This window comes from Demequina sp. B12 (genome assembly GCF_028823635.1).
Taxonomy (GTDB): Bacteria; Actinomycetota; Actinomycetes; order Actinomycetales; family Demequinaceae; genus Demequina.
The window spans coordinates 193286-219642 of the sequence record NZ_JAPEHU010000001.1 but is presented as its reverse complement, the minus strand read 5'-3'; the positions used below and the strand labels follow the sequence as shown (position 1 = coordinate 219642).

Annotated in this window: 23 protein-coding genes and 3 tRNA genes; 20 read left to right on the top strand and 6 right to left on the bottom strand. The window is 64.9% G+C overall.

The genetic code is table 11. The features are described 5' to 3' along the window. The first annotated feature begins 29 nt into the window (after positions 1-29). Entirely contained in the window at positions 30-890 is an 861-nt protein-coding gene (locus ON058_RS01175) for an HAD family hydrolase (protein ID WP_274667197.1), read from the top strand. A gap of 54 nt (positions 891-944) precedes the next feature. Further along, complete coding sequence (locus tag ON058_RS01170; RefSeq protein ID WP_274667196.1) at positions 945-2177, top strand: AGE family epimerase/isomerase; 1233 nt, start codon at positions 945-947, stop codon at positions 2175-2177. A 15-nt stretch (positions 2178-2192) separates the two neighbouring features. On the opposite strand, the gene ON058_RS01165 is transcribed toward ON058_RS01170, so the two are convergent. Then, entirely contained in the window at positions 2193-3128 is a 936-nt protein-coding gene (locus ON058_RS01165) for an NAD(P)H-quinone oxidoreductase (RefSeq protein WP_274667825.1), read from the bottom strand. 207 nt (positions 3129-3335) lie between these two features. Here ON058_RS01165 and ON058_RS01160 point away from each other — a divergent pair, with 207 nt between their 5' ends. The 11 genes from ON058_RS01160 (at position 3336) to ON058_RS01110 (ending at position 14692) form a co-directional block, all read left to right on the top strand. Further along, a complete protein-coding gene (locus tag ON058_RS01160) occupies positions 3336-8330 on the top strand; it encodes an ATP-binding protein (protein ID WP_274667195.1) in 4995 nt (1664 codons plus the stop codon). Between the two features lie 69 nt (positions 8331-8399). Next, positions 8400-8840 (top strand): roadblock/LC7 domain-containing protein, encoded by a 441-nt coding sequence (locus ON058_RS01155; RefSeq protein ID WP_274667194.1) that lies wholly within the window; start codon positions 8400-8402, stop codon positions 8838-8840. A gap of 12 nt (positions 8841-8852) precedes the next feature. Further along, entirely contained in the window at positions 8853-9239 is a 387-nt protein-coding gene (locus ON058_RS01150; protein ID WP_274667193.1) for a DUF742 domain-containing protein, read from the top strand. Continuing rightward, the gene (locus ON058_RS01145) at positions 9220-9822 is read left to right on the top strand and encodes an ATP/GTP-binding protein (RefSeq protein ID WP_274667192.1); all 603 of its coding nucleotides are present in this window, start codon (positions 9220-9222) and stop codon (positions 9820-9822) included. Before ON058_RS01150 ends, ON058_RS01145 begins: the two co-directional genes overlap by 20 nt. 70 nt (positions 9823-9892) lie before the next feature. Continuing rightward, positions 9893-10324, top strand: a complete 432-nt coding sequence (locus ON058_RS01140) for a PIN domain-containing protein (protein WP_274667191.1) — start codon at positions 9893-9895, stop codon at positions 10322-10324. 9 nt (positions 10325-10333) lie between these two features. Beyond that, positions 10334-10422, top strand: a tRNA-Ser gene (locus ON058_RS01135). A 264-nt stretch (positions 10423-10686) separates the two neighbouring features. Continuing rightward, positions 10687-10773 (top strand) — tRNA-Ser (locus ON058_RS01130). A gap of 83 nt (positions 10774-10856) precedes the next feature. Continuing rightward, a tRNA-Arg gene (locus ON058_RS01125) sits at positions 10857-10929 on the top strand. A 241-nt stretch (positions 10930-11170) separates the two neighbouring features. Then, the gene (locus ON058_RS01120; protein ID WP_274667190.1) at positions 11171-12586 is read left to right on the top strand and encodes a hypothetical protein; all 1416 of its coding nucleotides are present in this window, start codon (positions 11171-11173) and stop codon (positions 12584-12586) included. Positions 12587-12604: 18 nt separating this feature from the next. Then, on the top strand, positions 12605-14239 hold the full coding sequence (locus tag ON058_RS01115; protein WP_274667189.1) for a DUF885 family protein: 1635 nt from the start codon (positions 12605-12607) through the stop codon (positions 14237-14239). A 57-nt stretch (positions 14240-14296) separates the two neighbouring features. After that, entirely contained in the window at positions 14297-14692 is a 396-nt protein-coding gene (locus ON058_RS01110) for an SHOCT domain-containing protein (RefSeq protein WP_274667188.1), read from the top strand. Between the two features lie 35 nt (positions 14693-14727). On the opposite strand, the gene ON058_RS01105 is transcribed toward ON058_RS01110, so the two are convergent. Genes ON058_RS01105 through ON058_RS01095 form a run of 3 tightly spaced genes read right to left on the bottom strand, consistent with a single transcriptional unit; the run spans position 14728 to position 17602 of the window. After that, complete coding sequence (locus ON058_RS01105; RefSeq protein ID WP_274667187.1) at positions 14728-15804, bottom strand: hypothetical protein; 1077 nt, start codon at positions 15802-15804, stop codon at positions 14728-14730. Then, positions 15801-16979 (bottom strand): sensor histidine kinase, encoded by a 1179-nt coding sequence (locus ON058_RS01100; RefSeq protein WP_274667186.1) that lies wholly within the window; start codon positions 16977-16979, stop codon positions 15801-15803. Before ON058_RS01100 ends, ON058_RS01105 begins: the two co-directional genes overlap by 4 nt. Beyond that, positions 16976-17602 (bottom strand): response regulator transcription factor, encoded by a 627-nt coding sequence (locus ON058_RS01095; protein ID WP_274667185.1) that lies wholly within the window; start codon positions 17600-17602, stop codon positions 16976-16978. Before ON058_RS01095 ends, ON058_RS01100 begins: the two co-directional genes overlap by 4 nt. Positions 17603-17807: 205 nt before the next feature. Between ON058_RS01095 and ON058_RS01090 the strand changes: the two genes are divergently transcribed. Continuing rightward, on the top strand, positions 17808-18350 hold the full coding sequence (locus tag ON058_RS01090) for a hypothetical protein (RefSeq protein WP_274667184.1): 543 nt from the start codon (positions 17808-17810) through the stop codon (positions 18348-18350). Between the two features lie 84 nt (positions 18351-18434). On the opposite strand, the gene ON058_RS01085 is transcribed toward ON058_RS01090, so the two are convergent. Together ON058_RS01085 and ON058_RS01080 are read right to left on the bottom strand one after the other, a co-directional pair. Then, positions 18435-19130 (bottom strand): septum formation family protein, encoded by a 696-nt coding sequence (locus ON058_RS01085; protein WP_274667183.1) that lies wholly within the window; start codon positions 19128-19130, stop codon positions 18435-18437. Further along, positions 19127-19918, bottom strand: a complete 792-nt coding sequence (locus ON058_RS01080; protein WP_274667182.1) for an exodeoxyribonuclease III — start codon at positions 19916-19918, stop codon at positions 19127-19129. The genes ON058_RS01085 and ON058_RS01080 overlap by 4 nt, the downstream gene beginning before the upstream one ends. 145 nt (positions 19919-20063) lie before the next feature. On the opposite strand from ON058_RS01080, the gene ON058_RS01075 reads away from it, so the two are divergent. The 6 genes from ON058_RS01075 (at position 20064) to ON058_RS01050 (ending at position 26217) form a co-directional block, all read left to right on the top strand. After that, positions 20064-20321, top strand: a complete 258-nt coding sequence (locus tag ON058_RS01075; RefSeq protein WP_274667181.1) for a hypothetical protein — start codon at positions 20064-20066, stop codon at positions 20319-20321. Between the two features lie 29 nt (positions 20322-20350). Then, positions 20351-23068 carry a DNA methyltransferase gene (locus ON058_RS01070; protein ID WP_274667180.1) on the top strand — a complete coding sequence of 906 codons (2718 nt, stop codon included), beginning with the start codon at positions 20351-20353 and terminating at the stop codon, positions 23066-23068. A gap of 53 nt (positions 23069-23121) precedes the next feature. Further along, positions 23122-23889, top strand: a complete 768-nt coding sequence (locus tag ON058_RS01065; RefSeq protein ID WP_274667179.1) for an SDR family oxidoreductase — start codon at positions 23122-23124, stop codon at positions 23887-23889. A 163-nt stretch (positions 23890-24052) separates the two neighbouring features. Further along, complete coding sequence (pyrE, locus tag ON058_RS01060; protein ID WP_274667178.1) at positions 24053-24619, top strand: orotate phosphoribosyltransferase; 567 nt, start codon at positions 24053-24055, stop codon at positions 24617-24619. Positions 24620-24715: 96 nt separating this feature from the next. Continuing rightward, entirely contained in the window at positions 24716-25618 is a 903-nt protein-coding gene (locus ON058_RS01055; protein ID WP_274667177.1) for a hypothetical protein, read from the top strand. 38 nt (positions 25619-25656) lie between these two features. Further along, complete coding sequence (locus ON058_RS01050) at positions 25657-26217, top strand: LemA family protein (protein WP_274667176.1); 561 nt, start codon at positions 25657-25659, stop codon at positions 26215-26217. Positions 26218-26357 lie beyond the last annotated feature (140 nt).

The following is a 26357-nucleotide window of genomic DNA, read 5'->3' as shown; positions in this document are numbered from 1 at the left end:
GTGTCGGGTGGTCGTCGTAGGCTCGTGTCATGAGTCCGGCCCTGGAAGACATGAATCCGCCGCTCGGTCCTGACACGTGGAGGCTGTTGGGTCTCGACATTGACGGCACCCTGATGCATTGGGGTGGTGACATTTCCCCGCAGGTGGCGCGTGCTGTTGAGCAGGTGCGGATGTGCCGCAATCACGTGATCTTGGCGACGGGTCGCAACATCATTGCGACGTTGCCGGTGGCCGAGCAGTTGGGGATTCGTCGCGGGTGGGCCGTGTGTTCGAACGGTGCGGTGACGATCCGGTTGAACCCTGCGACGCCAGGGGGCTACGACATTGTGGAGACGGTGACGTTTAATCCGCGGGCGGCGCTCGAGTTGATTCGCGAGGAGATGCCTGACGCGTACTTTGCGGTCGAGGACCTGGGTGTGGGTTTCCGGGTGAGCCGTGAGTTCCCCATGGGTGAGTTGGTGGGCCGGCAGCGTGTCGTGGATGACTTTGACGAGTTGTCTCATGAGGAAGCGACCCGTGTCGTGATCCGCGCTCCCGGTGCGGATGTGAGCCATTTTGATGACTTGGTGCGCCGCATCGGCCTCAATGACGTGACGTATGCGGTGGGGTATTCCGCGTGGCTGGACTTGACGCCTCCTGGGGTGACCAAGGCATCGGCCCTGGAAGCGCTCCGCCGCAAGCTAGGGATCTACCCGGATCACACCGTTGCGGTGGGGGACGGCAACAACGACATCGAAATGCTGAGGTGGGCTGGTCAGTCGGCGGCGATGGGGTCGGCGCCGCGTCCGGTCATGGAAGCAGCCGATGAAGTGGTGGGCTCCGTGGACGAGGATGGCTTGTTGCAGGTGCTTGAGCGTCTGATTGATCCGGATCGTTTGGCTGTTTTGTAGCGCGACGGTGACGATTGCTGGCCTGGTGGTCGGAGTCGTCGCTAGGGTGGCGCCATGACGTGGCTTACCACTCCTTCACACCACCGTTGGCTCGAGGCAGAGTCGGCACGCTTGTTGACGTTTGGGCGGGCGAGCCGGATTTCTCGTGGAGGGTTCGGTGGTCTCGACGCTGCCGGCCAGCTCCCTGAGGGTGCCGAGGCGGAACTGTGGATCACGTGCCGTATGACGCACTGCTATTCGCTTGCGACGTTGATGGGGCATCCGGGTTCGGCTGCGTTGGTGGATCACGGCATTGATGCGTTGCGTGGGCGTCTCCGTGACCACGACCATGGCGGCTGGTTTGCTGCGGTGGGTGAGGACGGTCCCACGAATGACGCCAAGCAGGCGTACGCCCACGCGTTTGTGGTGTTGGCGGCGTCGTCTGCGGTGGCGGCGAAGCGGCCCGATGCTGCCGAGCTGTTGGACGACGCGCTCGCGGTGATCGAGGAACGGTTCTGGGATGACGACGCGGGGATGACGTTGGAGGACTTCTCCCGGGACTGGTCCGAGTCGGAGGACTATCGCGGGCTGAACTCCACGATGCACATGGTGGAGGCGTTCCTTGCGGCCGCCGACGCGACCGGTAACCGGGTGTGGTTGGACCGGGCGTTGCGGATCGTGGAGCGGGTGATGGACCGGTTTGCGCCGTCGCATGACTGGCGTTTGCCTGAGCACTTCGATGCGGACTGGACGCCGTTGTTGAGCTACAACGAGGACGACCCCAAGCATCCGTTCCGTCCTTTTGGGGCGACGATCGGTCATGGTTTTGAGTGGGCGCGGCTGACGGTGCAGTTGTCGTTGTCGTTGCAGCAGCGTGGTTTGGTGGCTCCCGAGTGGATGCTGCAGGCGGCGCGGTCGCTGTATGACGCATCGGCCCGTGACGGCTGGAACGTGGATGGTGAGCGTGGCTTTGTGTACACGGTCAACTGGGAGGGTGAGCCGGTGGTGCGGGAGCGCATGCACTGGGTGAGCGCGGAGGCGATTGCCGCTGCTGCCGTGTTGTGGCGTGCCACGAAGTTGCCGCTGTTTGCGGAGAACTACCAGGACTGGTGGGATTTCGCGGGCGACCACCACCTCGACTTTGAGGGTGGCTCCTGGTGGCATGAGTTGGATCCGCAGTTGCAGGTCGCTGGGACGGTGTGGCCGGGCAAGGTGGATCTGTATCACGCGTTGCAGGCGACGCTCATTCCGCGTTTGCCGGTGACTCCTTCGCTGGCTGCGTCGCTTGCGGCCAGCAATCTGGACTGACGGACGGCGCTCCAGCTACGGCAGGAGCAGGAGTTTTCCGCATACGTTCCCGGCGGCAAGGTCGTCGTGTGCCTGTTGTGCCTGCGCCAGTGGGTACGTGCCGTGAATGACGGGCGCCACAGCGGTGGGGACGAGCGGCCACAGGTCGCGCTCGACTCCGGCAACGATCGCGGCTTTTTCCTTGTGGGGGCGCGAACGCAAGGTGGTGCCGATGACGCGTGCACGTTTGCCGAGTAGCGTGCCGAGGTTGATCTCACCGCGCGAGCCCTTCTGTAGCCCGATGACGACGAGCGTGCCACCGGTCGCCAGTGCCGCGAGGTTGTCGGTCAGGTAGGCAGCGCCCACCACGTCGAGGATGATGTCCGCGCCGCCATACGTGCGGGCGGCGTCCACGAAGCTTTCGGAGCGGTAGTTCACGGCAGTGTGGGCACCCAGGGCGGCGCATCGGGCCGCGCGTTCGTCGCTGCCTGCGGTCGCGATGACTGTCATCCCCATGGCGCGTGCGACCTGGATGGCGAGAGTGCCGACGCCGCCTGCGCCGCCGTGGATCAGGACGGTCTGTCCGGCGCGCGCACCCGCGGCATCAAAGTTGGACCACACGGTGCAGGCTGCTTCCATGAGTCCGCCTGCCGCGATCAGGTCCAGGCCCTCTGGAAGGGGGAGTGCAAGGTCTTCGTGGAGGGCTACCCGTTCCGCGTAGCCGCCGCCAGCAAGCAAAGCGACCACGTGGTCGCCGGGCCGATGCCGGGATACCTGGTCGCCGACCTCCCGCACGGTTCCACTGACCTCGAGGCCTGGCCAGGTGGGTGCGCCCGGCGGTGGCGGGTAGTGGCCTGTGGCTTGGAGAAGATCGGCGCGGTTGACGCCTGCGGCGGCGATGTCGATGACGATCTCTTGCTGACCGGGTGTCGGGTTTGGTGCTTCCTCCACATCCAGGACCCCGTTTTGCATCTGAGTGCGACAAGTGGAAATAATCACACGGAGTCCTGGGGGTTTCGCGTCATATGCGCCACGTTATAGCGTGTCTGACCATAGGTGGGCCCTGAGGTCTTCAAGTTTTCGGCACAAGCGCCGATAACCGAGAGAGTCGGAGAGGCATTGACGTCGCTCTGACCGTCCGTTGCGACGGACGACGATGGCTCGTGAGGGTGAGGGTAAATGCTCGACAGACTGGGGATTCGCGGGAAGGTACTCGCAGTAGTTGCGGTGCCTATTCTGGTCCTGATCCTGGCCGCGGGCGTCATCGTGTGGCAAGCCGCACAGTCGCTGGGCCAGGCCCGTGACGCGGAACGCGTTCTTGACGTGCTCGGCACCATCCAAGAGGTGCAGACCGACTTCCAGAACGAACGTTGGGCAGCCACGAACTTTGTGCACAGCGTCCAGGATGGTGAGAGCAAGCTCGAGACCGCCTATGAGGCGACCGATGCTGCCATTGCGGACCTTGAAGCCCGTGCCGAAGCGATCGAACCTGATGAACTGACCGGTGTCCTGGACGGTCCTTCACCCGAAGAACTGATGGACGAGGTCGACGCCGCGATTAACCGTGGCGCTTCCGGTCTGTACATGGAGGATGCTCGCGCCCTTGGCGTTGGAGCCCCCACTGAAGAGTCCGCCGGCTGGGTCGTGTTCCCCGGGGAGGACGACATCGCAGCGATGCAAGCTGCCTACACGGCCGCCGCGGAAGAGGTCAGCGCGATCGCAGACTCGCTTCCCGAGTCGTACAACATGGACGTCCCGCTGGCAGCACTGTCCTTCCGTCTGAACAACGAGTCCGAGTTTGCGACGACCTTGTTCACGGAGCCGGTTGACTTCCGCACCGAGTTTGAGCAGGCAGCCACAGCAACCAACGCTGCTGTCGAAAAGTTGGGCGTCTCGTCTGACCTGTTGCAGGTCAACGCAGACAACGAACAGGCTCTCGCGGTTCTCGCTGAAGCCGAGCAAGCACTCGCCCAGTTGCCCGCCATCCGTGCGAGCGTCGCTGACACGAGTGTGAACGTGGCGTATCTGACGAACTTCTACACCGGTGTGGTGGACAGCACCGTGCGATCCTCCACCGTTGTGGGTGTGACGATGGAAGGCCAGGAAGTGGTGCAGGGACTCCAGGCGTACGCCTCCCTCGACACCCTCGTGGAGCGCATCAAGTTTGAAGAGACCGTCACGCAGCGCCTGATCCGTGCGGGTGCGTTTGCTCCTGGTGAGATTGCCCAGGCCAGAACGATGACGACGCGCACCGACATTGCTCTTGAAGCCGCGCAGGACGCGTCGCAGACGGTGCCGGGCACCTCTGAAGTGCCGAACTACGGTGGATCAGCCGCGGACAACGACGGCACCGCTGACTCGTTCGTCTCCGTCCGTACCCAGGTCCTTACGGGTCTTGACGCATCCCTGATTGGTGAACGTGACGCCGACTGGCCCGCACAGGTGGGCGCAGAACTCGAGGTGTACGAGCCCCTTCGCGCCGACATGTGGGACTACGTCGAGTCGGAGGCAGCTGCAGCCCGTCAGGCCGCGGTGTGGCAGACGGTTCTGACGGCCTTGGTCGCTGTGATCGTTATTGGTACGTCGCTCGTGGTCGCATTGCTGATCGCCCGCCGTATCGTGGGCCCGATGCGCCGCCTGACCACGACGGCAACGGCAGTCCGTACTGAGCTGCCTCGCCTGGTGGAGCGCGTTGCAGTTCCGGGCGAAGACGTCGACGTTTCCGAAGTGCAGATCCCCGTGGAATCGCAGGACGAGGTTGGCCGTCTGGCAGAGGCGTTTAACGCGGTCAACGCGACCACGCTGTCGATCGCATCCGAGCAGGCCGCCCTGCGTGGATCGATCTCTGAGATGTTCGTTAACGTCGCACGTCGTGACCAGGTGCTGCTGAACCGCCAGCTCGCCTCGATCGATGACATGGAGCGCACGGAGGACGACCCGGACACGCTGACCAAGCTGTTCGCGCTTGACCACTTGGCAACGCGAATGCGTCGTAACTCGGAATCTCTCCTGGTGCTCGCAGGTATTGACACCGGTCGCCGCTTGCGCCGCCCGATGCCGCTGTCGGACGTGGTGCGTACCGCATCGTCCGAGATCGAACTCTATGAGCGCGTTGAACTCGAACTCCACGAGGACCCCGCGATGCTGGGTCACGCCGCGCTGACAACCGCACACCTGTTCGCGGAGCTGCTGGAGAACGCCACCGTGTTCTCCGACCCGGGCTCCCGTGTGGCAGTCACCACGACCCGCCAGGGCGACTCGTACCGCGTTGAGATCGCTGACGACGGCATCGGCATGACCGACTCTGAGGTCGCGGACGCGAACGCCCGTGTCGCCTCGACTGCGGCCTCCGAAATCCTGGGTGCGCAGCGCCTGGGCCTGTTCGTGGTCGGTCGTATTGCTCGCCGCGTGGGCGCGACCGTTTCGATCGCATCCCGCGAAGGCGAAGGCACTGTCGCGACCGTGCTGCTGCCCGTCACTCTGTTCGCCTCTGACACGGATGCCGCACCCGTCGACATGCCCCCAGTCGCAGCATCGGCTCCCTCGAACGTGCCGTCGCAGCAGGCTCCGGCTACGGCACCTGTGGGTGGCTCGGCCTACGCTCCTGCGGCAGTTGAACAGGGCACGAGCCTGTCGGGTCGGTCCGACGGTCTGCCCGCACGCGGTGACGGACTCCCGGCTCGTAGCGGCGCGTTGCCGACCCGCAACGAACCCGCAGAAGCGCCCGCGAACTCGATCGACGACCTCATTGCAGCCGATGCTGCGGCAGCGCCCGTAGCCGAGGCCACCAACCCCGAGGCACTGACGGACGGCAACAGCGCCGCCGGTTTGCCTTCGCGACGCCGCCGCACCGCCCCTGGCGTGTCCGATGCGGAACGCGAACGCAACAGCGTGGTCGGTCTGCCGGCACGCGCCACCGACGAACAGTTGTCGGCGCTGGCCGCCGAGGCTGGCGGTGGCTTTACTCCGGCAGTGGCAGCGAGCGAGATCTCCCCCGAATCGCTCGAAGAGCGTTCGTCGATGTTCCGCGGCTTCCGTTCGCGTCGCGACAACGAAGACGCCCAGGGCCAGACCCCGGCCACGCCGCTCCCGAGTCGCCCCAAGGTCCAGTCCGCGCCCGAGATCCCCGGGTTCGCACCGTCGGCTCCGGAGTTCGAGGACCGTGCCCCCGCACAGCCCACGCCTGAGCCCCAGGACAACTCCGGACGTAACGCCGCTATCACGGGAACTGCCGCGGCTGGCGCTGCAGCGTTCACTGCGGCCGCGTTCTTTGGTGGACGTGACCGTTCCGCAGCGTCGGCGGCTTCTGCGCCCGAACCTCGCGACGCTGGGATTGAGCCGGTTGACGCTGCCCTGTACAGCGCCGACCAGTACAGCGCCGACCAGGCTGCTGAGCCGTCGGCAAGCGTGCCCGAGCCCGAGCCCACCCCCACGTACGAACTTGAGCCGGACGCGGCAGCAGGAGTTGCCGGCTTCCGCATGCCCAAGCTCGACTCGGTGTACTCGGCACAGTCCGCGTTGTCGGCGCAGTCCGCCGTGGTGGACGAAGAACCCGCTGTTGCCGAGGAACCCGTGGTTGCCGAGGAACCCGCTGCCGCGGCCGTGACCCCGGCGGAGCCGGACGCCGCTCCCCAGATGCCTTCGTTCCTGGCAGAAGCGCCCGCAGTGCGCTCCGCGGAGGAACCGTGGAGCGCAGTGGAACCTGCAGCCGCGGATGCCCCTGTAGACCCGGCACCGTACTCAGTTCCTGAGGTGGACTCGGCACCGGAAGCAGCCTCATCGGTTGACGCCATGCCGGAAGTCTCCGCGGCACCCGCTGACGCGTTCGTTGTGCCGATGCTGGAGGAGGACGAGCCGCAGGCTGAAGAAGTACCAGCATTCAGCCCTGCAACGAACCCCTTCGCGCCGGTGTTTGCCGCTGAGGCTGAGCCGCAGCCCGCATCGTCCGCTCCTGAAATTGAGGACCGCGAACCGGCCTACGAGCCGTGGGAACAGCAGGCCCCAGCCGCACAGGAGCCGCAGGCGCCGCACTATGGCAGCTACGACAGCCCCGCCGCGGCTACCCCTGCTGCTCCCTTCCAGCCTGAACCTCAGCAGCAGTCGCCCTTCGGTGCGGCACCGCTGGCACCCACGCCGTGGACGGGGTCTGGAGCAACGGACAGCCCCACCGGCTCGCCGGTATCGGCGGCATCAGCCGATGCTCCTCAGTTGGACGCGTTGATCCAAAGCGCAGTGGAAGAGGACCACAAGCCAGGGTTCTTCTCCCGCCTGTTTGGTCGTGGCCCGCGCGAAGACAAGGTCGAACAGGTCGCCGAAAGCCCCGCGTCGGCTGCCGGTGTGTCGTTCAACCCGATCGCCGCGGCGCCGCACTCGTCTGCGCGTTCCGCAGCATCGGCTCCCGAACCCAGCATGCCCCCGGCGCGTCCGTCGTTCATGCCAAGCGCGGAAGCCGCACCCTCGTATGAGGCACCTGCTGCCGCGCCGAGCGCAAGCGGCGGCTGGGCCCCCCAGGCCACGCCGTCGCAACCAGAGCCTGAGCCTGCACCGTTCGTGCCGTCTGCACCGGAGCCCGTCTCGGAGGCCCCTCAGGCGTTCGAACCTGCGCCGCAGTCGTTCCAACCCGCTCCTCAGTCCTTCGAACCGGCCCCTCAGGCATTTGAACCTGCGCCGCAGTCCTTCGAACCGGCTCCGCAGGCTTTCCAGCCGGAAGCCGTTCGTGACCAGTGGGGCCAGTCGGAGTCTGCGGACGAAGGCGCATCCTTCAGCCCCGATGACCTTGCACGCGCTACGGGCTGGGAAGCCGCCGGCCAGAGCGCAATCCAGGCCGCGGAGCCAGAGGTTTCCTCGGGATACCAGCCCATCATCCAGCCGGAGCCCCTGCCGGATGATGAGCCGGACATGACGAGCGCTGTCTTCTCAGAACTTTCCTCGTTGGCTGCGGAGCGGCCGAAGGTGGAGAAGACTCGGGCGGGCTTGCAGAAGCGTCGCCCGGCGGACGCTCCTCCGGTCGAGGTGAAGCCGCTTGCGGCCGAACCTACGGCCACCCCGAGCGCAGACCGCGACGCGGAAGCTGTGCGTCACCGCTTCAGTTCTTTCTACTCGGGCACGCAGCGCGCACGCTCGGACGTTGAAGCAATGGACCGCGATTCTGCCGAAGCTGGACGTCAGGAATAGCGGAACCATGGACAATTACTCATATCTCAATGTGCTCCATCGCTGGAGCAGCAACCTCAAGGAGGACCAGTGACCGAGCTCAGTACTGAAGCCACTAACTTTGGCTGGCTGCTGGACAACTTTGTTCAGACAGTGCCAGGAACTCGCCACACGCTCGTCGTCAGTGCTGACGGCCTGCTCATGGCGATGTCGAAGAACCTCGACCGCACGGGTGGCGACACCCTTGCAGCCGTGGTGTCTGGCATGGCTAGCCTGACGCGTGGTGCCGCACGCCAGCTCCAGGCAGGTGAAGTTCGCCAGTCGATCATCGAAATGGACGAACTGTTCCTGTTCCTCATGAGCGTGTCGAACGGCTCCGTGCTTGCCGTGGCAGCCGACTCCACGTGCGACGTGGGCCTGGTGGGTTACGAAATGACCCTCTTGGTTTCGCGTACCGAGAATGCGCTGACTCCGCAGCTGATCACGGAGATGCGCCAGAACTTGCCCACTGACGGGGAGACCCGCTCCTAAGGGAGAAACATCATGACTGACCACCTTTACGAGGAGGAGGCCTACACGGTCCGGCCCTATGCCGTGACCGGTGGGCGGGTCAGCGCTGCAAGCAAGGACCTTCCGATGGAAGCCCTCGTGGAGGCGCGCTCCACTACACAGACTTTTACGGGGTTGACCCCGGAGAAGAAAAAGATCCTGCAGCTCGCTGCGGGTCAATATCAATCCATCGCGGAACTTTCGGCGCACACTCGGCTCCCGCTGGGCGTGGTCCGTGTCCTCGTGACGGATCTTGCTACTGACAACCACCTTGTGATTCATACCGGCGGCACTGCCAACGACAAGTCAACGCATGACGAGTCGGGCGGCCTGTCGCTCAGTCTTCTGGAGAGTGTCCTTGATGGCATCGCAGCCCTCTGACGCGGCGGTCGCGCCCAGCGCGCCGCACGTCGCTCCTACCGTTGTCAAGATCGTGATCGCCGGCGGGTTCGCCGTCGGCAAGACGACCTTCATCGGATCCATTTCCGACATCGACCCCCTCAACACTGAGGCGGCAATGACGGAGAAGTCCATCGGCGTGGACGATGCGGGCGGCGTGACCGACCGCAAGACCACCACGACCGTGGCCATGGACTTCGGACGCATCGCCCTTCCCGGTTCGCTGTGGCTGTACCTCTTCGGTACGCCCGGTCAGGACCGCTTCTTGTTCATGTGGGACGACCTTGTTCGCGGCGCCATCGGTGCCGTGGTGCTGGTCGACACGGAGCGCCTTGAACAGTGCTTCCCCGCAGTGGACTACTTCGAGGGTCGCGGCGTTCCGTTCATTGTGTGCGTCAACTGCTTCGATGGCGTGGCACGCCACAAGCTGGAAGACGTGCGCGAGGCCCTGGGCATCCCCGACGAGGTTCCGATCATGTACACGGACGCTCGGGAAAAGTCGGCAACCAAGCAAGCGTTGATCGCGGTCGTTCAGCTCGCGATGCGCCAGCTCCAGAAGAGCTGATTGCAGACGGCCTATGCGTGCGCAATGGCGCGTGCGCATAGGCTGATGGCTCCGAGATATCCTTGCCAACGTGATCTATCTCGACGGCTCCGCATTGTGCAGGTTCCTGCCTGGCGTGCGGTACTTCGACGAGTTCGCTGAGTGGGTGTTGCCGCGCCTGGATCAAGTGGCGACCACACAGTTAGGCCTGACTGAGGTCCGCCAGGCCGCCGAGCTGTATCCGCGTGAGGAGAAGGCTAAGGCCTTCGACGTCGTGGAGCAGATCCGTTCGCGGGTGCCGGTGATTCGGTTCTCGGATCAGAACGTGGGTGTGTCAACGCACGCGTCCGCGGTGTTGCGACCGTTTGCGGCGTTGCACCTGGGTGCAGCGGTGGCTCATCCGTCGATTGATCGCATTGCTACCTACGACGCGGACCTTGCCACGGTCGCGTTGATCTATGACTTGACCGTGGTTTCGCCAGGAATGCCTCCGGGCTGGCACAATGGCACGGCTGGGGCGTGAGCCCCGCATGGAGAGTTGACCGAGTGGCCGAAGGTGACGGTCTTGAAAACCGTTGAGGCGTTTTAGCGTCTCCGTGGGTTCGAATCCCACACTCTCCGCTCGACAGCATGAGGGCCGCGTCCGTGAGGGCGCGGCTTTTGTGCGTCTGGGGGGGGCGTTGCGGGCCGTGCCTGACATGCTGCGGCTGGGGTGGCCGGCGTGTTCCGTGTGACACCCCGTGGGCGACCTTGGGGCGTGTCAGGGACGGCCCGGTGCGCGTTCGCAGCGACCCAGTCTGCGGCCGCCCAGCGCGTGGTTCCTCACACGCACGGCACCCACTTTGCTCAGGGACGGTCCGTGCCGGTACTCTGAGTGCGCATTCGGGAGACGTGACTGAGCGGCCGAAAGTGCATCCCTGCTAAGGATGTGATGGGGTAACCCATCCGTGGGTTCGAATCCCACCGTCTCCGCTGTGACAAGGTGAAGGTCCGTCTGGGTGTCATCAAGGCCCCAAAACAACCTGTACACTTGTGACTCGGCCCTGATGGGCCACGCGCCCGTAGCTCAACGGATAGAGCATCTGACTACGGATCAGAAGGTTGGGGGTTCGAATCCCTCCGGGCGCGCGGATGACGCTCTCACTGTTCGCAGTGGGGGCGTCTTTTGCGTTTCCTGGGGGCAAGTTTTGCTCAACGGGGGACGTGAGTCCTGAGTGTGATCCGGATCACAATGAGAGTCTGGAACCGGTCACAAAGATATGGCCCCCGGTGTCGTCGATCACGAGATCCGCACCAACACTCAGTAGCACTTGTTGCCGCCTGCGGGCGCGACCCCGGTTTCCTTCCCCGGATCCATTGGAGTCGTGCAGTGTCGAAGTCTCACGCAGTTCCCTTGTCCCTCCCCTCACCAGTCGCCGCCCGCGTGTGCGCGGCTGTCGCCGTCGTGGGGGCCGTGATGGCTGCCGGTGTCATGGCGGCCGGGCCAGCGTCCGCAGCCGCGGTAGCCCTTGCGGTGCGTTCCACGGGTGCCGATGCGGCGTCCCGCACCCTGGGGTGGGAGGCCCGCGTGCAAGGACAGGATCGCGGTCCCACCGTGATCACGAGCGCTTGGTCAGGCCCCCTGACCCTCACGGGGAGCCCGGGGGTCACGTGTGAACTCGCCAATGGCGCCTCGAGCGTCGTGGGGTCGTCCCACCTGCATTGGCAACACTCGGCGGGAGGCTTCTCGCTACGGATCACGGACCACTGCGACGGACAGTTTGTGCTCCAGTACCGCACCGCGGTGCCCACATCCGGGGCAGCCGATGCGACGTACACCACGACCGTGACCTCCCTAGGTCTGGGGTCCGCCGCGGCGGATGCCACCTGGAGCGTTGCGGCCCCAGCGATTCCGGACCCGGTCGTGACGCCTGAACCGGTCGTCGCCGCGACTCCCACCCAGACGCCGACTCCCACGCCAACCGCCACACCAACCGCAACGCCTACAGCCACACCAACCGCGACGCCTACAGCCACACCTGCCGCCGTGCCCACGGCGAATCCATCGACACCGGCGCAGACTCCGACGCCCACACCAGTCGCCACTCCTGTGGCCACGCCTGCTCCCGTGCAGACACCGAACTTCCCGGCGGCCGCGGAGACGGTCACGGACGCAGTCCCGTCGCTGCTGCCGCAGTCCGCACCCATGCGCCTGTTGCTGGTGAGTCCCGAGTCGCCGGACGCAGTGGCGTTCGTTGACGTTCCGCGCCCGCTGTCACTGGCTGGCGGATTGCTGCCCTCGAGCGTTGAGTCCACTTTGGTTCCCGTGGTGGTTTCCGCGCCGATGACGGTTTCGACGCCCGTGCTGACGCCGCCTTTGACGCCGGCCCTGGTGCCTTCGGTCACACCGCACCAGGTGCCAACGGTGACCCACGGCACGCTGGTCACACAAGTGCCCACCGTGGTCCCGCAGGGAGTGCCGCAACCCGTGGAGGTCGGTGGCACGGACCTCGTATCACTGCCGTCGTCGACGGGGCCGTCTGTAGAGCTCCCGTCGCCTGAGCCGGAGGCCGTCGTGACGCGCGCCGAGCCAGACGCGCCGGCCACCGTGCCAGAAACGCAGCCCGTCGCTACCGCGCCGGAGACCACTTCAGACGCCACACCGCTTGAGCCCACCCGAGCATCGGCCCCCGCCCTGGCCGCGACGGGTACGAACTCGCTGCCGCTGGCTGCCGTCGCATCGGCCCTTGTGCTGGTGGGTGTTGCCGCGATCGCTACGGACCGCAAGCGCCGCAGGGGCCTGTGACGGGGTTAAGGTCGTGGGGTGACCGCACTGACTGATCTCGCTGACGAGTACTACGCCTACCGCCAATCCACCGACCTGTTCCGCTTGCTGTGGGATGGATCGTTGGAGAACTTGGATCAGTGGGAGGACGTCTCGCCGGGCGGGATAGCGCAGCGGCAGGAGCGTTTGCGTGACTTCGTGGAGAGGGCGCATGCACTGGAGATCGACGAGTCCAACCCGCATGAGGTCGCGTTGCGTGACACGGTCGCGGTGACGGCGCACGCCGCTGACCTGGAACTCCAATGGTCGGTGGAACTCAATGTGGTGAACCCGCGCATTGGCGTACTGTCGCTCGCTGAGGTGTTCCTGAGCCGTTTCCCGTTGAAGACGGACGAGCACGGCGAGCAGTACCTCGCCAAGGTTGCGGCGTTCCCTGCGTTGCTGGACGACATCATGGCTGCCGTCCAGGCCGCAGCCCTGGAAGGCCGCGTCACGCTTGCCACGCACCTGCGCCAGACCGCTGAAGCGTTGCTGGACCTCACCCAGAACTCTGCGCCGCTGACCGCCCAGGCCGCTCCCACGGAAAGTTCAGATGCGGATGCGTGGAAGGCTCGCCTGGACGACGTTGTCGCCACGGAGGTGGTGCCGGCATTGCAGCGGACGGCCGATGCTTTGGCGGACGTGGCGGCCCGCGGACGCGGTGACGACGAGCCGGGCTTGGTGCACGTGGAAGGTGGCGCTGAACTCTACGAGCAGTTGGTGCGCTCCTACACGACTCTGCCGATGACGGCGCAGGAGGTTCACGACCTTGGCCTGCGGGTGATCGACGAACTTGAAGCGGAGTATCGACAGCTGGCAGGACCGTTGCTGGGTACGCAGGACAATGCGGAGATCTATCGCCTCCTGCGTGACGACGAGTCCATGCATTACACCTCGGGTGAGGCAATTGTCGCGGACGCCACCACCGCTCTTGAACGTGCCCAGGCTGCCGCGCCGGAATGGTTTGCGCGCATGCCGGTTTCGCCGTGTGTGGCGCTCGCCATTGAATCTGGCCCGGTGGCGTTTTACGCCCCGCCATCGCAGGCGACGGGTAAGCCTGGTGAGTTCTTCTTTAACGCATCAAACCCGGCCGCCTGGTCAACATACGAGTTGGAAGCGATCGCTTTCCACGAGGCGATTCCTGGCCACCATTTGCAGTTCGCTTTCCATGAGGAAGCGGAGGATCTCCACCCTGTGGTGAAGCACTTTGGTGTGACCGCATATCTGGAGGGATGGGGCTTGTACACGGAGCGTCTCGCGGATGAGATGGGATTGTACAGTTCGGACCTTGCTCGCGTGGGCATGCTGGCTGCGGATTCGCTACGCGCGTGCCGCTTAGTGGTGGACACGGGCATGCATGCGCTGGGCTGGACGCGCCAGGAAGCGATCGATTACATGGTGGCGCACTGCCCGCTCAGCACCGATCAGATTGTGCAGGAGATCGACCGTTACATCGGTCTGCCGGGGCAAGCCCTCGCGTACATGGTGGGACGCAGGGAAATCGAGTCGATCCGAGCGGAAGCTGAGGCGTATGACGGTTTCGACATCCGTGAGTTCCACGACGCACTGCTGCGTTACGGGATGGTTCCGTTGACGACTTTGCGTCGCATCGTGGCGCTCACACGGGAGCGCTAGGGTAAGAACGTCCTCGCACTCGCGGGAACGCACACCCGTCGTACAAGGAGCATTTCAGTGGAATTCTTTGAGAACTTCCTCGCAATCTTGCTGTTCACCCTCTGGATCATGGTGGTCATCACGTTCTTCGTGGTGGTCATCCGGATCATCATGGACATTTTCCGTGACAAGGAACTGGGCGGTTTCGGCAAGGCAGCCTGGCTGATCTTCGTGATCTTGTTGCCGGTGCTGGGCGCGCTGGTGTACCTGATCGCCCGCGGCAAGGGCATGACCCGTCGTGACGTCGATCAGGCGGCTGCTGCTCACGCGGCTCAGGTGGAGTACACCAAGGGTCTGATCAACGAGGCTGGCGGTGCTGCCGGCGAGATCAAGGCTGCGAAGGAGCTGCTCGACTCTGGCGCGATCACCGCAGAGGAGTTCGACGCGCTCAAGGCGAAGGCCCTCCAGCAGTAGCTGCACACTGCAGACACGTGGACAGCGCCCAGGGGTTATCCCTGGGCGCTGTTTGTTGGGGGAAGCGGGTTGCCGAGCGCGTAGCCGCGGTCGTCGATCGACAGCCGCACGGTGTCGGATCCGTTGACCGCGAGGATGGTGAGGGCCGCAGAGCGGCCTGCCGGAAGTAGACGCGCTGTGACTGCGCCGTCCTGGGCGTCATCGAGAGCGGCCACGATGGCGGAGGTGAGGCGGGATAGGGCTGCGCCATCGTGGATGGGGGCACCGCGGTCGTCGAGCAGCGTGACGTGGACACCGCGGCTGCGAGCCCTGTCCGCCGCTTCGACGACTTGGGGCAGTGCAATGGACCGGCCCCGTACGCCGTCACGTAGTTGCGCTTCTGCCCGGCCCATGGTGCGGCGTTCGTCGTCCGAGAGAGGCTCGTCTTGCGTGATTCTGTCGAGCAGCGGCGTCACGAGTTCGGCAAGTTCGGCGAGGCGTGCGTGGCGGATTTCCGCGGCTGCGTTGGTTGCTGCGGCCCCGGATGCGGCAGCGACGGACACTTCGTTAGCGGCTGCGATGCGTTGGGCGGTGCGGCGGAGCGACACTGCGAACAGGGTTCCCACGACCAGGATGCCGATGTGGGTGTCGAACATCGCGATGCCTGCCAGCGGCGATTTTCCTGCGCGTGCCGCCCATTCGACTGCCTGAAGGACCAGCACGGCCATGCCGAGCCACGCAAACCCGGTGCGTCCGCGCATCGTCAGGAAGAACAGCACCCACGTTGACGCCCCCACTTGCCAGGTGGCGCGCCCCAGCCCGTCCGCGGTCGCCAGGTTCGTGTACACCAGGGCCGATGCTCCAACCAGCAAGCTCAGCACGATGAAGACGTCGCGTAGCGGGAACGGGTGGGGGCGGGTGGATACCAAAAGGAGGCCGGCGAGGCACACCATGACGACGGCGAGCATGGCTTGCCATTCGCGTTCGACGGCGTTGAGGCTGCCGAGTGCGAAGGCGATGTTGGTGGTGACGAACAGTCCGTAGATGGCGCGTGCCGGGGTGCTGCTCATGGGCAGCAGGTCGCGGGGGCCGTCGACTTGATCGATGGGGGAGGTAGCGTGCGCGGGTGTCATGGGCGGGTCCACTTCACGGTGACGGTGGTGCCTGCGCCGGGGGTTGATCGGACGTGCGCGTCGCCGCCGGGGATGCCACGGACGCGTTGTTTGATCGACAGCGAGATCCCCAACCGGCGGGGGTCAACGTTGTGGTGGGAGAACCCGACGCCGTCGTCGGCGACGGTGATCTCGACGGTGCGTGCGCTGACGGAGATCGTGACGGTGATGTGCGCATCGTCCCCTGCGTGCCTGACGCAGTTGCGCAGCGCTTCGCCGACTGCTTCCGCAAGCGCGGCCATGGGTTCGCCTGGCACTCGGAGGGGTCCGGCCTGGGTGAGGGTCACGGTTGCTGTGGCGCCCGATGCGGCGGCGGTGTCACGCACTACTGCCGCGACGTCGTCGGCGGAGTAGAGGCGGTTGGCGGCGTCGTCTGACAAGGCCAGGCTTGCGATGGAAGCCGATGCGCGTTGGGCTTGGGTGACGAGTTCGGGGGTGGTGCCACTGCGGCTTGCGGACAGCAGGACGGACATAACGTCGTCGTGGATCATCGCGTTGATGCGGCTGTTTTCCTGCTCTGCGGTGCGTTGGGCGGCGTTGGTGGCGGCGAGTCGTCGTGCTCGGGTGGTGGCTTTGTCTTGGAGGTCTCCGGCCCCGACGACTGCGAAGGCGAGTGCGGTCAGGATGGAGCAGAAGATCAGTGCCCCACACCCGTCGAGGAGAGCGACTGTCACGGATGTGTCGGATGCCGAGAGTTGCACGAGTGGGACGAGCAGGAACTGCGACAGGGGGAAGACGGCGACGGCGCGCGAGGCGAACAGTACGCCGGTGAGCGTGGATGGCAGTGCTGTCACGCCTTGAAGCCACGGGGTGGCGTGGTTTTCGAGTACCAGGTCGTTCATGGCGGGAACCCACAGCAGCTGCATGACCCAGAAGCCCACGATCGAGGCGAAGGCGATGGCGTGCAGCACCTCGAGCTTCAACCAGAGAGCGGTGAGGGTGAAGCTGGCGGGCACGATGACGGCGATGACGATGGAGGACCACCAGTACCACGGCGCGAGTTGCGAATGGGCGGCGATGATGCCGGAGTCGCCCGGCATCATGAGCAGGCCGAACACGAGGGCGCCGATTCCACACGCAAAGTACAGGGTGCGTTGGAGGCGGTCGCGTGCGGAGTGGTCCGCGCCCGGCGTCATTCGATGAGCCCGTCCTCGATGGCGCGCCTGAAGAGGTCGACCCGTGACGTGGCGGGTCTGCCCACGAGCGAGTATTTGCGGCGGATGCGAATGACGTAGTCGGAGACGGTGGCGCGTGAGATTCCCAGCGCGCGGGCGACGGTTTGGGCGGTCTCACCTGACGCGTACATCGCGAGGACCTCCGCCTCCCGTTCGCTCAGCCCGGCGTCGGGCAGTTCGCTGTCAGAGTCGATCGCGGCGGCCCAGTCGGTGGAGAACACGGAGCCGCCCGATGCTGCGGTACGGATAGCGTCCAGGAGCTCTTCCGGGGCGGCGGACTTGCGCACCAGACCTGCCGCTCCGGAACGCGCGGCGGCCTGGATGAGGCTACGGTCTTCTGCGCCGGTGTAGATCAGGACGGGCACGCCCCTCTTCACGATGGTCGAGACGTTGTCCGCTGGTGAGGAACTGTCGGCCAGTCGAAGGTCCAGCACCACAAGGTCGAGTCGCACTTCTGGCAACTCCGCGACAGTCTCCACGCAGGCATCGATACAGATGTCGTCGGTCGTGGCGATCAGGTCGCGAAAGCCCAAGGAGATCAGCGCATGGTCCTCGACCAGCGCGATACGAAACTGACCGCCCACACGTCCTCCCTTGCGATGACACACAGCGTGTGAGGCCACCCTAGTGGTCACACCCCATGCCCACACGTGTACTGCCCACATAAGTGTGGGCTTTACGTCCGCTACCTGGGCTGGCAGTCTCACTGGTGAGGAGGCGGCCCGATGCCATCGCGGGCCGCCTCCCCACCTGCACAGGGGGGTAGCCGAACGGCACTAAGGGGGGCGCATGGCGTGGTTGAGTGAGGAGTTCATCCTTGCCATCACCGGCGTGCTGTTCGGTCTAGTGGCCGCGCTTGGCTTCATGCCAAGAGTGTCCCTAGGCGGCCGCGCGCGAGGAGCCTACGGATTGTTGTCCGTAGGCTTCCTTGCCGTAGCGGCTGTTCTCGCAGTCATCGACGGAGTGGCCTACCCGCCGTTCCTGTGGGCCCTGCCCATCCTCCCCATCGTGATTGGGATTGTCATTGTGCGTGACCGCGAGGCAGATACGGGTGACCATGCCCGTACTCCCGCCGCCGGTGTCCGCTTCGTTCGTAACCCCGTTCACGGTACGGCCGTCCACGACACCGCCGACCCCGCGCTCCGGTGCCTGGCGTCGAACCCGCGAACCTCACCCGCGGAGCTCGCACGAATCGCCTACGCTCACCCCGAAGTGCGCGAAGTGATTGCCCGCAACCCCGCGACACCAGCCAACCTGTTGGAATGGCTCGCGGCCGTGGGTGACGAAGCCGTCGTCGAGGCCATCGCGGCACGGCCCCACGCCATCGGCTAACGCACGCCACCCGGCTGACATCGACTGACCGACGCCAACCTGCCTCGTCGACTGATCTGCGTCGACCGACCTACGTCGACTGGCCTACGTCGACTGGCCGTCCTGATCGGAGTCGTCGTCCTCAGGGGCATCGTCCAGCAGGGACTCTTCCGTGGGGTCGTCCGTCACCACCACGCATGAGATTGATCGGTCGCCACGCGTCCATGAGTCTGACGACGGAATCCACGAGGTCCAGCCAGACTCGGCTCGCACCGCGTAGGGAATGCGCGGCTCGCAGAAGTCCTCCACCCAATCCAGGATCTCTGCCTCACCCGGGTAGATCTCCAGCGGAAGCCTCATCTGCGCCACCACCTGCGCGCGATGCGGCGTATCGCACGGCACCACCGTCACCGTCGCAATAGCCCCATCCTGCGGAACGTTCTCCAGGCACATGCCCTCCACGACCTGTAGGGCATGCATGTCACCTGTCGCGTCTGCGTCCGCAGGAGCGGTCCGGGCATCGGCAATCATCAACACGATCGCCCACACAATGCCGCCCAGAATCGCCACCGCTGTGATGAGCATGAACCACAACACCCACCGCGGCATGCCCGAACGGCGCGAGCCACCCGGACCACCTGAACCCGCCTTGCTGTCACCGCCTTGCTCCGGTGCCGCCGCAGCGGAACCTTGAGCCGGCATCGGCCCCCCTGCAGGGCTAGGCGGCGTCCACGGCGCGCCACCCTGATCAGCCGCACCGCCCGAGGGCTGTGACGGCGGAGCGAATCCGTCGTTGGTCACGGCGCCTCGAAGTCCAGCACAACGGGCACGTGATCCGATGCGCCCTTGCCCTTACGCTCATCGCGGTCGATGGTGACAGTGGTGGCGCGGTCCACGAGCGGCTGGGAGCAGTAAATGAAGTCGATACGCATGCCTTCGTTCTTGGGGAACCGGAGCTGCTTGTAGTCCCAGAACGTGTACTTGTTCTCCTCCGGAATGAAGTGGCGCGACAGTTCCGTGTACCCCGCGCCTTCGAATGCGTGGAAAGCCGCGCGGGCTTCCTCTGTCACGTGAGTCTCGGCCTCGGAGTCTTCCTCCGACCAGATGTCCGTCGGCAGCGGAGCAACATTGAAGTCACCCACAAGCGCCGTGGGAGTGTCCGTCCACCCTGCCGCCTGCTCGCGAAGCTGGTCCAGGAACGCCAACTTGTACGTGTAGTGCGGGTCATTCAGGCCACGGCCATTGGGGACGTACAGGCTCCACACACGCACGCCGCCTGCAGTGGCGCCGATGGCCCGGGCCTCCACCACCGGCTCTTGCCCCGGCTTGCCGAATGCCGGCTGGCCAGGGAACTGCGTCTCCACATCCTCCAGGCCTACGCGCGATGCAATCGCCACACCGTTCCACTGGTTCAGCCCATGAATGGCAAGTTCGTAGCCTGCAGCTTCAAAGGCCTCACGCGGGAACTGCTCCGGCTTGCACTTAATCTCCTGCATCGCCAGCACATCAGTCTCGGAGCGTTCCAACCAGTCCACGACACGGTCGCAGCGAGCACGGACAGAGTTCACATTCCAGGTGGCCAATCGCATGCCCCAACGCTACCTGGCGGGAGAGACATGCGGCGTGGGTATGCGAGACGGCCGATGCCGCCGTGGCGTTGTCCACACTCTCGCCAGGTCTGTGGTCATGTCGGGGCTGGCCGTTAGGATGATCGTGTTGCACAAGGAGGCCTCCATGACGTCAGCAGTTCCGTCGCACGACCCTGAGCAGTCGGGGGCGTCTCAGGAAGCGATGGGTGAGGTCTCGGCTGTGTTGCTCAACTTGGAACACACCATCGCCAGGGCTAAGAAGGGCCTGGCAAAGGTCAAAAAGTCCGGCGGCGACCGGAACGTGGAGTTGGCACTGGAGCACGCTATTACGGAGCTCAGCAAACAGCACAAGCGACTGATGCAAGATACGTACTACGCCGGGGATGCGATCCGGCTTCTCTAGGCATTTGCCTGAATCTGAGGGGGTTCACGGTGCGCAGTGGCGCCGAGGTTGAACAGGCGCTGGGCGCCTTCGTCAAGCGTTGGAAGGACTACTCCGGTTCGGAGCGGTCAGAGGCTCAGACCTTTCTCAACGAGCTGTTTGCCGCGTACGGCACGGACCGCCGCGAGGCGGGTGCGCTGTTTGAGGACTTCAAGTCCTCCGCGGGGTTTATGGACCTCCACTGGCCCGGTGAGCTCATTGTCGAGATGAAGGCACCGGGTGTGCCGTTGGCGAAGGCCGACGACCAGCGCATTCGGTATTGGCAAGAGTCGTCCGATGCCGCCGAGGGAGTGCCTGCAGCGCGCTGGGTGGTGCTGTGCAACTTCCACGAGTTCGAAATTTGGGAGCCTGGTCGCTTCCCCAAGGAGCCGCGCGTGCGGCTCACGCTCGAAGAGCTGCCGGACCGCTTTGAGGCCATGCTGTTCCTCCAGTCGGGCGACGTGGACCCGGTCTTCACGGAGCAGCGCCGCGAGTTGACAGAAGAAGCCGCCGAGCATGTGGCGCAGCTCTACACCTCGATGGCGGATCGTGGCGCGGCACCGGTGACGGACATTCAGCGCTTCACCATGCAGGTGGTGTGGTGCATGTTCGCGGAAGACCTGGGTCTCCTTGACGGACTGCCGCTGTCCCATGCGGTCGAGACTGTGCTGAAGGACCCCGACCTTAACTCCACGCGTGAGTTCGACTACTTCTTTGGACTGCTGAACAAGAAGTCCAACTCCGGCCGTACCGGTGCGTACTCCGGGACGCGTTACGTGAACGGCGACCTCTTCGCTGAGGTGGACTCGCCGATGCTCACCCGCGATGAACTTGAGCACCTGAAGCTTGCCGTCGAGTTCGACTGGCGCAACGTGAACCCCACCATCTTTGGATCCTTGCTTGAGGGCGTGCTGGGCCAGGAGCGCCGGTCCGCCCTGGGCGCGCACTACACGCACGAGGCGGACATCATGAAGATCGTCACGCCCACCATCGTGCGGCCGTGGCGCGAGCGGATCAATGCGGTGGCGACGGTCACTGATGCAGTGGCGCTCTTGGATGAGCTGTGTGCCTTCACGGTGCTGGACCCCGCCTGTGGATGCGGCAACTTCCTCTACGTCGCTTACCGCGAGCTACGTGCGCTCGAGTATGAACTCAAGCAACGCATTGACACCCTTGTTGCGTCCACCGGCGCGCCCAAGCCGGCCGGCCCATTGCCGTATGTGCCCCTGACGAACGTGCAGGGAATCGACATTGAGCACGTCGCGGTGCAGATCGCGCGCGTAGTGCTGTGGATGGGACACCGCCAGGTCATGGAACTTTACGGGGAAGCAGAGGCGCCGCTCCCCCTGGTTTCGCTGCCGGGCCTACGGGCAGCCGATGCCCTGAGGGCAGAGTGGCCCAAGGTGGACGCGATCATCGGGAATCCGCCGTTCCTTGGCGGCGGACAACTGCGCGGTTCGCTCGGGGGCGACTACGTCGAATGGCTCAAGAAGGACTTTGGAACTGGCGTCCGTGACCTCTGCACGTATTGGTTCCGTAAGGCTCACAAGCAGATGGCGGCAGGCCAGCGTGCAGGCTTCGTCGGGACCAACTCGATCAGCCAAAACTTGGGTCGTGCAGCATCGCTGCAGTATGTGGTGGACAACGGTGGCGTGATTACTGATGCAATCTCGTCCCAGAAATGGCCCGGCGAGGCCAAGGTGCACGTTTCCATCGTGAACTGGGTCAAGGATCCTGAGGCGGTGCCTGAGGTGTTCGACCTCGATGGGGCGAAGGTAGAAGGCATCACGACAAGTTTGCGTCCCGTCAGTGGTGACGGTTGGGTGCCGGTGCCGCTCGGGCCGAACAAAGGCAAGTGCTTCGAAGGACCAAGCCCCAAGGCCAAGGGCCTCATCATTGACCACGCTGTGGCGCAGGCGCTGAGGGACCGGACTGATGCCGCCTATGACGAGGTAGTTGTGCCGTACCTCATCGGCCGAGACCTGGCCGATGATCCCGGCCAGCGTCCATCACGGTGGGCTCTTGACTTCCGCTTGATGCCACTCGAAGACGCCGCACGTTTTCCTGCGGCGCTCGAAATCGTGCGTCGAGATGTTAAGCCGGAACGTGAGACGAACAACCGCAAGTCCTACCGCGAACTTTGGTGGATCTTTGGAGAGCCACGGCGCGCGATGAGGTCTGCGCTCAACGACATGCGCCGTTTCATCGCGACCGGCATCACCGGAAAGCGCTTGTCACTTAGTTGGGTAGACGCGGGAACTCTGGCGAGCAATCTCACCGACGTCTTTGCCTTTGACGACGACTACTCGATGGGGATCCTCTTGTCCCGTGCGCATGACGCATGGGCGTGGGCACAGTCGTCGACGCTCAAGGGCGACCTCCGTTATACGCCAACGTCCGTGTTCGCCACCTTCCCCTGGCCCCAGCCCACTGACGCCCAACGGGACAAGGTGGCTCAGGCATCGGCCGCCTTGTACGAGCGCCGTAGCGAACTGTGCGTGGAGCACAACCTGGGACTCACCAAGCTCTACAACCTGATGGACGAGGGCGGCTTCCAGGACCTCAAGGCTCTTCACAAGACTCTCGATGAGGCGGTCGTGGAGGCATATGGTTGGCCCAAATCCGTCGCTCAGGACGGACCCGAACTGGTGTCACGTCTGCGGGACCTGAACCGGCGCATCGTCCAGGGTGAGATCCCCTACACGCCGTTCAGCGAACCCCAGCCATAACAAGGCGAAACGCCACAGCCCAGCCCGCTCCTTGCAGTGCGTAGGCTGGGCGAATGGCTACCGCACTGATTACCGGCGCATCCAAAGGTTTGGGCGCAGAGTTTGCATGGCAACTCGCCGCTGCCCGCCACGACCTGGTCCTGGTGGCACGCAGCGCAGACGCGCTCGACACCCTGGCCACCCAACTCCGCGGCGCTGCCGGCGTGGACGTCGAGGTGCTGGTCGCGGACTTGTCCAACGCATCGGACCTCGACAAGGTCGCCGCCCGCGTGGGCGACCCGGACCGCCCCGTCAGCCTGCTGGTCAACAACGCCGGATACGGCATCGGCAAAGACCTCGTGGACTCCACCTGGGAGGTGGAGAAGGCCGTCCTCGACGTGCTGGTCACGGCGCCGTTGCGACTGTCCCAGGTAGCAGCGAAGGCTATGACGGAACGCGGTCACGGCGCCATCCTTAACGTTTCTTCGATCGCGGCCCACCTCGCGAACACGTCCTATGCCGCACACAAACGGTGGGTGCTGGACTTCACGGAAGCGCTCGCCACCCAACTGCGCGGCACCGGTGTCACCGCAACTGTCGTGCTGCCTGGCCTCGTGAAGACAGAGTTCCACTCTCATCCCACGCTGTCGCACATGCGCACCGAGTTCCACGACGTGACATGGCTGACCGCGGAACAAGTGGTGTCGTCGGCGCTCGCGGCGGTGCGTCGCAAGGATGTGGTGGTGACGCCGTCCGCGCGGTACGCGATTGCTGGCGCGGTCATGAAAGCGCTGCCCTCGTCGCTGACTCGCCGAGCCGCGTCGATGCGCACCCGCCACTAACGCGCCGCCCACCCCTCACCCACCCGCGCCCCTCAAAACCCCCCCGCCCCTCCGCCAAATGGCTCCATTTGGCTGTTTTACGGAGCTATAACAGGCAAATGGAGCCATTTGGCGGGAAGAGGGCGCGGACGGGGGCGGAAGGGGCACCGGTAGGATTTGCGCCATGACTTCCCTCACGCCTCGAGAGCAACTGCGCGACCTCATCAAGGAACTGGCAGTGGTGCACGGCCGCATCACCTTGGCCTCAGGCAAGGAAGCGGACTACTACGTAGACCTGCGCCGCATCACCCTGCACCACCGCGCCGCACCGCTCGTGGGTCACGTGCTGCTCGACCAGCTCGAGGTAGACGGCTACGGTCCCGCGGACATCGACGCCGTCGGTGGCCTCACCCTGGGTGCTGACCCGGTCGCGACCTCGCTCCTGCATGCCGCCGCCAGCCGCGGCTTGGACCTGGACGCCTTCGTGGTGCGCAAAGAAAACAAGGCCCACGGTCTTCAGCGCCGCATCGAGGGCCCGGACATTGCAGGCCGCACCGTCGTTGCCGTCGAAGACACCTCCACGACCGGCGGCTCTGTCCTGACCGCCGCGGACGCCATCCGTGAAGCAGGCGCCACCGTCGCAGCCGTCGCAGTGATCGTGGACCGCGACACCGGTGCCCGCGAGAAGATCGAAGCTGCAGGCCTGCCATACATTTCGCTGTTCGGTTTGGACGACCTAGACCTGTCGTAACCCGCTGGTGCGCACCCGCGTGACCCGAGCATCGGCCCTCCTTGTGGCCCGCAAACGCCCTTCCGCCGTCCCCAGCGACAGCGCTACTGTGACGCCATGCTGAGGAACGTTCCGCTGTCCCATTGGCTGGGGCCTGCAGCGCTTTTCCTAGTGTCGGGCGTGTTGTTCGTTGGGGTGTCCACACCGTTCGCAATGCTGCTTGCCGGAGTCCTCATGCTCGCGGCGGGTGTGTGGATGAGCTGGGACTTCTGGATGGCGGGCCGCCACCGTGACGCCTATGCGACGTTTGCGCGCGAGCACGGCTGGGAGTACGCCGCCGTCACCCACCGCTACTCGCGGCGCTTCCGTGAGTTCCCGTTTGATACGGGCCGGGCGCTACGCCAAGAAGCCGTTGCCGCCGGCGCGTTCAACGGCGTGCAATGCGCCACGTTCGCTCACGTCTACGAGACGCGTGCGGAACGCGATTCCCGGCCTATGACCATCGCGCATCAAGTCACACTCGCGGAACTGGATGTGGCTCTCCCCCGCATCGACATCGTTCCTCAAGGCGTAGCCCAGACCGTCATCACGGCGCTCGGAGGCAGGGACGTTGACGTCGAGTCTCACGACTTCAACCGGCAGTGGCGGGTCATCGCGACGGACGCCCGCTACGCGCACGCCGTCCTGGATCCGCGCATGGTGGAGCGCCTCACGTGGGATGACGTGCAGGGGTATGCGATCCGCATTGAAGGCGCCGCGGTGTACGTGTGGCAGCGCGGACGTCAAGGACCGGAGGATCTGGCGGCACGGTTGGGAATCGTGACGGCGATTGCCCGCAGGATTCCTGACCATGTGTTGCGTGAGTTCCGGGAGTTGGGTTATGGCGTTGGCACGGGGGATGACAGGCCGATGCGCGGTCCCGACTGGGCTACGCAGTCTGGCGTGTTGAACTCTCGCCGCTACACGGGGATCGGGATGGATACCCCACCGGGGGCTGCGCCCCACGAACCGCAGCACTAGACTCACATTCGGCTCATGACGCCTCCGAGGGGGAAATGATGGAACCGTTCTTTATTGCACTTGCACTGATCGTGGTGGTGCTGGTCCTGTGGGGGATCGGCCTGTACAACGCGCTGGTAAAACTGCGAAATCTGGTCGCGGAGTCGTGGCGACAGATCGACGTGGAGTTGCAGCGCCGCCACGAACTGATCCCCAACTTGGTGGAGACAGTGAAGGGGTATGCCGCTCACGAGCGCTCCACCCTGCAAGCGGTCGTAGAAGCTCGCACGGTAGCGGCGGCGCCCGGTTCCACGCCCGCAGAGCAAGCCAACCAAGAGAACGCTCTGAGCCAGGCCCTGGGACGCCTGTTTGCCCTGTCCGAGCAGTACCCGGACCTGAAAGCAAACCAGAACTTCCTGGAACTCCAGCGTGAACTGACGTACACGGAAGACCGCGTCGCGGCCGGCCGTCGCTTCTACAACGCGAACGTGCGGGCGCTGAACACCAAGATCGAGGTGTTCCCCTCGAGCGTGGTCGCAGGCATGTTCTCCTTCCAGCGGGCCGACTACTTTGAGGTCCTGGACACGGCCGCACGCCAAGCGCCCAAGGTTCAGTTCTAGGCACTCGTATGGAGCAGTTGTTCCCCGTCCTGTTCCTAGGTGGCATTGCCGCCCTGTGGTGGTGGATGCAGCGCCGCCGCTAAACCCGGCAGTCCGTACGGAACCGTTCCCACGCATCGGCCCGCCTGAAGGCCTACGTG